This window comes from Pinirhizobacter sp., assembly GCF_035317885.1.
Classification (GTDB): Bacteria; Pseudomonadota; Gammaproteobacteria; order Xanthomonadales; family Rhodanobacteraceae; genus Pinirhizobacter.
This window is the reverse complement of sequence record NZ_DATHFX010000119.1, coordinates 1-5,891: the sequence shown is the minus strand read 5'-3', so window position 1 is coordinate 5,891 and position 5,891 is coordinate 1. Positions and strand designations below refer to the sequence as shown.

Sequence of the window (5,891 nt, the reverse complement as noted above, 5' to 3'; positions counted from 1 at the left end):
CGATCGGGATGATCAGGTTCTGCGCCGCCAAAGCGTTGGCAATGTCCTGCGCGGACAAGCCGCGCGCCTGCAAGGCCGCGGGGTCGATGTCAATCTGCACCTGGCGCGACTTGCCACCGAATGGATACGGCACCGAGGCGCCGGCCACCGAGGTCAAAGGCGGCCGAATGGCGTTGAGGCCCAGGTCGCCCAGGTTCTGTTCCGTCAGCCCTTTACCCGACAGCGCCAGCTGGATGATCGGAACGGTGGATGCGTTGTAGTTGAGGATCAGCGGCGGCGTAATGCCCGGCGGCAACTGCTTGAGCAGCGTCTGCGCCACGGCGGTGACCTGCGCATTGGCGGTGCGGATGTCCACCGTGGGCTGGAAGAAGATCTTGATGATGCCGAAGCCGGAGATCGACGATGCCTCGATGTGCTCCACATCGTTCACCGTGGTGGTGAGCGTGCGTTCGAACGGCGAGGAAATGCGCCCGGCCATCTGGTCGGGCGGCAGGCCCGTGTACTGCCACACCACGCTGATCACCGGGATCTTGATATCCGGGAAGATGTCGGTGGGCGTACGCATGGCCGAGAGCGGCCCGATGATCAGGATCAGCAATGCGAGAACGATGAATGTATACGGCCGCGTCAGCGCGATCCGGACAAGTGCAAGCATGGGGGTGCTTCCCGGCGCGGAGAAAGGGCGCCGATGTGCTTATTTTGCCATGCAGCATAAATATCCGGGCCACCGGATCGATGAAGATTGTTTCATTATTCAAATAAATTGAATGAAAGACGCAGGAAAGTTTGGACGTCTTTACGGTTAGCCGACGGCTGACGCCGTGGGCCCGAAGCGCATGCGGATGCGGGCGCCGTGGCCGTCTCCGCCCACTTCCAGGCCGTAGCCATGCAGGCGCGCGATGGCGCTGACAATGGAAAGCCCCAGGCCCGAGCCTGGTGTACTGCGGCTGCCATCGCCGCGGTAGAAGCGCAGCAGCACCGCTTCCCTCTCGCCTTCGGGAATACCCGGGCCGCTGTCGCCGACCTCGATGTAACCGCCGTCGTGGTCGTTGGCGCTGCGCAAGGTCACCATGCCGCCGGAGGGCGTGAACTTGATCGCATTGCCCACCAGGTTCGCCAGCGCCTCGAACAATAGCTGCGGATCGCCACGCGTCGCGGGCATCGGTTGCAAATCCAGTTCGAAGCGCTGGCCGCGGTCCTCGGCCAAGGGGCCATAGAACTCGTGCACCTGGCGCATCACATCGGCCAGGTCCATCGGCTGGAAACAGGCGCTACGCTGACCGTCCTCCAGTTCCGAGATGCGCAACAGGGCGCGGAAGCGCGCCATCAGGGCGTCGATGTCGCCAAGGCACGCGTCCAGCGATGCGGCTTCTTCGGGCCCTTTGAGCTGTTGCTGCGTGCGGTAAAGACGGGCGCGCAGATGGGTGAGCGGGGTGCGCAGGTCGTGGGCGATGTTGTCGCACACGCCTTTGACCTCACCCATCAGGCGCTCGATCTCGGCCAGCATGGTGTTGACGATGCCAGCCAGCAGATCGATCTCATCGCCCCGGCCACTGACAGGAAGGCGCCGCGAAAGATCGCCGCGCTGGATCGGCTCGGCCGCCAACTGCATCTGTCGGATGCGCCTGGCTGGCGCACGGCTCAGCAAGAAGCCGCCCAGCAGCCCGGGAATAAGCGTAAGTGTCAGTCCCCACAGGAGGCCCCGGCGCAGGATCACGCCCAGGCCATCGATGGTGCGCGAATCCTTCGCAGCCACCAGGCGCCGGCCATCAGGGAGTGTGATCACCACCGCACGCGAGCGTACGGGACGGCCCACCACCGGATGCAGTGCACCCGATTCAACCGCATGTACCACGCCATCGATCGGCAATTCAGCCGGCAGCGCGCTGACGTTGCCGGCGATGCGCTGGCCGTGGGCGTCGAAGAGGCCAAGCCACATCACGCCGGCCGGATCGATCGACACCGCGTTATCCACGGCGCCCTTCAACCCCGATGGGTCCGTGCGCGCCAATAGCGTGATGCGTTGCTGCAACATGGTATCGATCACGCCGGAAAGGTAGCGCGACGATTCAAATTGCACCGCGCCCAGCAACACCACGCCCCAGATGGCGAACAGGCCGCCGTAAATGAGCATCAACCGCGAGGTGGCGGCGCTCCAGACTTCAGTCAGCGGGCGCAATGACGTATCCCGAACCGCGAATGGTACGAATGAGGGAAGACTGCCCCGGCTGGTCGATCTTCCGGCGCAACCGGCCGATGTGCACGTCGATCACGTTGGTGCCCGGATCGAAATGGAAACCCCAGACATGCTCGAAAATCATCGTGCGCGTCAACACCTGGCCAGCGTGGCGCATGAGGAATTCAAGCAGACGGTATTCGGTGGGTTGCAGCGGTAATTCCTGGCCGGCGCGGTTCGCCGCATGGGTCACCAGGTCCAGTTCCAGGTCGGCCACGCGCAGCACGCTGCGCGCCTGTGGCTGGCGCCGGCGCAGCAGCACTTCCACCCGCGCGGTCATTTCATCGGGTGCGAAGGGCTTGGTGAGGTAATCGTCACCGCCGGCGCGCAGGCCGCGCACGCGTTCGTCCACGTCGCTTAGCGCACTGATCATCAGCACCGGCGTATCGACGCCGCGGTTGCGCAGCGCCGCCACCACGTCGATGCCGTCCATGCCCGGCAGCATGCGGTCCAACGTGATGATGTCGTAGTCCGCGCTGCTGGCCCGGTTCAGGCCGTCCTCGCCGTTGGCGACCCACTCGGCGGTCAAGCCATGCAGGTCGAGCTCGGCGACGATCTCGTTGGCGGTAACCGCGTCATCTTCGATGACCAATGCGCGCTGCATCCGACTAATCTCCGGTGCGGGAATAACTCGCCGGGCTCCCCCGCCCGAACGACGAACGGCCCCAGGGGGCCGTCGTCATCATAACCACGTTTGGGCGGCTTAGGCCGCGATCGCGCCACGCATTTTCTTCATGGCGTTGGCCTCGATCTGGCGGATGCGCTCGGCGGAAACGCCGTATTCGTCCGCAAGATCCTGCAAGGTGGCTTTGTCGTCCTCGCGCAGCCAGCGGCGCTGGATGATGTCGCGTGAGCGGTCGTCCAGGCGGGCCAGGGCGGAGGAAAGCGCACCCATCTGGTTGTCGCTGGCGTCGGCATCGGCGACGTTGTCGTACGGGTCGGCGCCCTCGTCGATGAGGAACGCGGCCGGTGCCGGCTTGTCGTCGTCGTCCGCGTCGGCCGGGGCCTCGAAGCCGATGTCACGGCCGGACAGGCGCGATTCCATCTCGCGGACGGTGGCCTCGGGGACGCCCAGGTCCTTCGCCACCACGCGCACTTCCTCGGCATTCATCCAGCCCAGGCGCTTCTTGCTTTTGCGCAGGTTGAAGAACAGCTTGCGCTGCGCCTTGGTGGTGGCCACTTTCACGATGCGCCAGTTGCGCAGGATGAACTCGTGCATTTCGGCACGGATCCAGTGCACGGCGAAGCTCACCAGGCGCACGCCCTGGTCCGGATCGAAGCGCTTGACCGCCTTCATCAGGCCGATGTTGCCTTCCTGGATGAGGTCTGACAGCTGCAGGCCATAGCCGTTGTAGCCGCGGGCCACGTGCACCACGAAACGCAGGTGCGACATCACCAGCCGGCGGGCGGCTTCCAGGTCGGACTTTTCGGTGAACTTGCGGGCAAGCGACTGCTCCTCGTCCAGGGTAAGGACGGGGATGCGGTGTACGGCCGAGATGTAGGAATCCAGGCTGCCCGTGAGGCTGGGTACCGGGTAGTTCCTGGTGACCAAGGCTGTAGACATGAACTGACCTCCAAAAATTTCGTCGAATTTAGCACTCCCGGGGTTGGAGTGCTAAAGGTGCCATTCGTTCCCGGCCCCTTATCTGTACGCAATAGTACAGAAATTGGTCGCCGATGTCCAGTGGAAGACCCGGCCAGCGGGGGATGTCTTTCAGCATGGGTCGGAAATCCGCATGAAACCTGGGTTACCGGAGCTCCAACTGGGCCCTGGCTGGCAAGGACCAATCGATCGGGGCCCTGCCTTGCTGTTCCAGGTAGGCATTGGCCGCGGAAAAATGCCCGCAGCCCAGGAAACCCCGGTGCGCGGACAATGGCGAGGGGTGCACTGATTTCAGCACTCGGTGCCTGCCCGTGTCGATCAGCTGCCCCTTACGCTGGGCATAGGAGCCCCACAGCATGAATACGATGCCCTCGCGCTCCCGGTTCAGGGCATCGATCGCCGCATCGGTAAAGCCTTCCCAGCCCTTGCCCTGGTGCGCATTGGCGTTGCCCCGCTCCACGGTGAGCACCGCATTGAGCAGCAATACGCCGCGGTCGGCCCACGGGGTAAGGCAGCCATGATCCGGCGGCGCCATACCCAGGTCGCGCTGGATTTCCTTGAAAATGTTCTGCAGCGACGGCGGAACCCGCACGCCCGGACGCACCGAAAAACAAAGCCCATGCGCCTGGTTCGGACCGTGGTAAGGATCCTGCCCCAGGACCACCACGCGCACCTGGTCGAACGGCGCGTGGTCGAACGCGGCGAAGATATCCGGGCCGGGTGGGTAGATCACCTTGCCGGCCTGCTTCTCCGTACGCAGGAACGCCGACAGCGCCTGCATATCGGGCCGTTCGAGGTATTCACCGATGCGGGCCTTCCAGGAAGGCTCCAGTTTCACACGCTCGCCGTTCATGCCGCCGTGGTGAGCCGCTCGCGCAGATGCAGGGCCACGCGCAGCTGGAACAGCAGCTTGGTGATCAGGCGCTTTTCCTCGATCGGCTTGACCACCAGGTCGTTCGCACCGCCGCGCAAAAGCGCGGACTGGTTCTCGGCGTTTTCATCGCCGGTCATCACCAGTACCGGCAGCTGGCCCTTGCCGTAACCGAACTCACCGCGGATGCGGCTCAAGAGGTCGGCACCGGTGAGCTCACCCTTCAGGCTGACATCGGTAAGCACGATGTCGCAGCCGAGCTTGCCTTGTACGCGGGCGGTATCGAGCTTGGCCAGGGCATCTTCCACGCTGATCACGTGATGCACGGTGAGGCCGTATTTCTCCATCATGCGGCGCGTGGCCAGGGCCACCACGCGGCTGTCTTCGACGTAGAGCACCTCGCCTTCGGCACCACCCTCGGGCTTGACGTAGCCCTTGATGAACTCGGCCAGGGCGCTGAACCCCAGCGACTTGTCGAAGTAGTCGGTGATGAACTCGCCCAGCTCGCGGCGCTGCAGGCGTTGTTCGACGTCGCCGGACACCACCACGATGGGTACGTATATCTGCGGGGCCGTCTCGCGGACGATGCGCGCCAGTTCAAGGCCGTCCATGTCGGGCAGGCGCAGGGCGACGGTGATGAAATCCACCACGCCACGGGAAAGATGCTCCTGCGCTTCGGCGCCGCTGCCGCAGGCGACGACCTCCACGCCGGGAAGCTCGGCGGCAAGCACCCGGGTGATCAACTGCCGCACCACGCGTGAGCCGTCGACGATCAACACGCGCGGCGGCGTGGTGTCCTGGACGGCATTGGCATCGTTGGCGGCGGTCATCACGGCTTAAGGTGCCTTTCGCAGTTGCCGGGCGCTGACCAGGCGTGCGCCCAGCCAGCCGAGGAAAGCCGATAGTAGCGGTACGGCGAGCAACAGCCACGCCGGCAAGCCGCCAAAATCCATGCTGCCACCGTAGGCGTCAGCCAGGCGGGCCACGGGGCCGGCCAGCGCCGCCTGCAGGGCCAGCGCCAGCACCACGGCCAGGATGCCGGCAAACAGACCGTACCAGAGCCCGGCGTAAAGATAAGGACGGCGGATGAACGACCGGCTTGCGCCGATCAACAGCAGCACGCCGATCTCCGCCGCGCGCCCCTGGATGTCGACCCGGATGGTATTTCCCACTACCAGGAG

The 5,891-nt window shown here is 64.6% G+C and carries 7 protein-coding genes; all 7 read right to left on the bottom strand.

Features of this window, described 5'->3' with window-relative positions; all coding sequences use genetic code 11:
• A partial coding sequence (locus VK519_RS03680; protein ID WP_324347786.1) for an efflux RND transporter permease subunit occupies nt 1–655 on the bottom strand: 655 nt, incomplete at its 3' end.
• Nucleotides 656–802: 147 nt separating this feature from the next.
• Nucleotides 803–2,179 carry a sensor histidine kinase gene (locus VK519_RS03675; RefSeq protein ID WP_324347784.1) on the bottom strand — a complete coding sequence of 459 codons (1,377 nt, stop codon included), beginning with the start codon at nt 2,177–2,179 and terminating at the stop codon, nt 803–805.
• Nucleotides 2,163–2,840, bottom strand: coding sequence for a response regulator transcription factor (locus tag VK519_RS03670; protein WP_324347782.1), 678 nt, complete (start codon nt 2,838–2,840; stop codon nt 2,163–2,165). Before VK519_RS03670 ends, VK519_RS03675 begins: the two co-directional genes overlap by 17 nt.
• Before the next feature lie 99 nt (nt 2,841–2,939).
• Nucleotides 2,940–3,800, bottom strand: coding sequence for an RNA polymerase sigma factor RpoH (gene rpoH, locus VK519_RS03665; RefSeq protein WP_324347780.1), 861 nt, complete (start codon nt 3,798–3,800; stop codon nt 2,940–2,942).
• Nucleotides 3,801–3,984: 184 nt separating this feature from the next.
• The gene (ung, locus tag VK519_RS03660) at nt 3,985–4,692 is read right to left on the bottom strand and encodes a uracil-DNA glycosylase (protein ID WP_324347778.1); all 708 of its coding nucleotides are present in this window, start codon (nt 4,690–4,692) and stop codon (nt 3,985–3,987) included.
• Nucleotides 4,689–5,540 (bottom strand): response regulator, encoded by an 852-nt coding sequence (locus VK519_RS03655; protein WP_324347776.1) that lies wholly within the window; start codon nt 5,538–5,540, stop codon nt 4,689–4,691. The genes ung and VK519_RS03655 overlap by 4 nt, the downstream gene beginning before the upstream one ends.
• A 6-nt stretch (nt 5,541–5,546) precedes the next feature.
• On the bottom strand, nt 5,547–5,891 hold a 345-nt coding region (locus VK519_RS03650; protein ID WP_324347774.1), incomplete at its 5' end, for a cell division protein FtsX.

Excerpts from the sequence above, each read along its gene's own strand:
- VK519_RS03670 (WP_324347782.1), bottom strand. The coding sequence starts at position 2,840 with ATGCAGCGCGCATTGGTCATCGAAGATGACGCGGTTACCGCCAACGAG.
- rpoH (WP_324347780.1), bottom strand. The coding sequence starts at position 3,800 with ATGTCTACAGCCTTGGTCACCAGGAACTACCCGGTACCCAGCCTCACG.
- ung (WP_324347778.1), bottom strand. The coding sequence starts at position 4,692 with ATGAACGGCGAGCGTGTGAAACTGGAGCCTTCCTGGAAGGCCCGCATC.
- VK519_RS03655 (WP_324347776.1), bottom strand. The coding sequence starts at position 5,540 with ATGACCGCCGCCAACGATGCCAATGCCGTCCAGGACACCACGCCGCCG.